Annotated in this window: 2 protein-coding genes; both read right to left on the reverse strand. The window is 50.8% G+C overall.

Annotation, left to right across the window (positions count from 1 at the left end; all coding sequences use genetic code 11):
• Positions 1-669, reverse strand: a 669-nt coding sequence (locus tag U868_RS0122590) for a DUF6246 family protein (protein ID WP_025155265.1), incomplete at its 3' end; no start/stop codon positions are given.
• Positions 670-719: 50 nt separating this feature from the next.
• A partial coding sequence (locus U868_RS0122595) for an Ig-like domain-containing protein (RefSeq protein ID WP_025155266.1) occupies positions 720-1,448 on the reverse strand: 729 nt, incomplete at its 5' end.

The raw sequence follows: 1,448 nt of genomic DNA on the forward strand, positions 1-1,448 counted from the left end.
CCGGCGCTTGCCCTTAATCAGATCATCGTTACGGGCATCGTCGGCCTTGGTGATGGCCTCATACTCATCTTTCGTGAAGCCTTTCTCGTCAGGATATTTCGCTTTCAGCATCATCACGAACTCGGTCATTGTGAGCTGCTCCGCTTCGCTGCGGGTGATGCTGAAATGCACGCGGGCGGCACTGATGTATTCGACAGCGTGGAACTCTTCGGAGTATTCGTCTTTACCTTCGTTGCGCTGAAGTTTACGCACTTTCGCTTTACCGATAATGCCGTGGGTCATTAACTCACGCGCCAGCAGGATGATATCGCGGTAATGCATAGCGCCGCACCGGTACACCATGCCTGATTTGCCTGGTCGCCATTCACCAATAACCTCAGAACAGTCATCGTCACAACATGCCTGCATCACGTCCATTGCGGTTGATAAAATACTGCGTCCGTACACCGGCTTATTTAACAGCGTAATCAGCCATTCAGGAACCACTCCGTAAGCGTCCACGGCAGACGCTATAATTTGCTGTACCTCTGCGCCATTTAATCGCGTAAATGCGCTCACAATCTCTTTGGGCGCTCCGATTCGCGTCATGGCATCCAGTGATGGGCGGAACAGGTAATCCTTTTCGGCAGTGGATATCACCATCTCGCCGTATTCTAAACGCGGTGTCATATATCCTCCTGAACATTATCAAGGGCATCCGGAGATACCCTTTGTAATATTTAGGCCGCAGTGACTGTAACAACACATTTCGCCGTCTTGCTGCCATCTTCAGATGTGACTGTAATATTCGCGGTACCGGCTGCTACACCGGTGACGGTGACAACATTCAACAATTTACTGACGGTAGCAAAATTAGGCTTATCGCTGACCACCTCGTAATTTTTGTTTGTCGCGTCAACCGGATTAAATCCAACCGTGAATGTTGCAGTTTCACCGGCTTTCACAGTCAGTGTCGCAGGGTTGGCAGTGACGCTCTGCACCACGATTTCTTCCTGTAACCACTCAAAGCTGTCAGCGTCTGCTACTTTCAGCTCACCGGAATACGTGGAGATTTCTTTGGTCGGGAACTCCATCGACCATGATGTGAAGTTCATGTACCCTTGAATCACATCACTACCGTCGCCTTTCATGTCGAGCTGCACCCAATATGACGGCTGACGGCTGGCCTTGACTTCAGCAAGGATTTCTTTGGCGATATCAAAAGCAGACGTGGAGCCATCAGCACCTTTGCGCTTCAGCTCGCCATCAAACTTAATGGTTAAATCCAGACCGGTCACGATAGCCTCAGTCAACCCTTTTGTGTCGTCTGCTTTGGAAGTAACCGTTTCAGTACCATAATCCAGCCCTTTACTGGTCAGTGCGCCGAGACGCAGAAACGCTGACTGTTCAGGAACCGTGCCGGGGCAACCGGGCGCGATACGGAGAATTCCCGCATTACCCATCACCAG

This window comes from Morganella morganii H1r, assembly GCF_000633515.1.
Lineage (GTDB): Bacteria > Pseudomonadota > Gammaproteobacteria > Enterobacterales > Enterobacteriaceae > Morganella > Morganella morganii_B.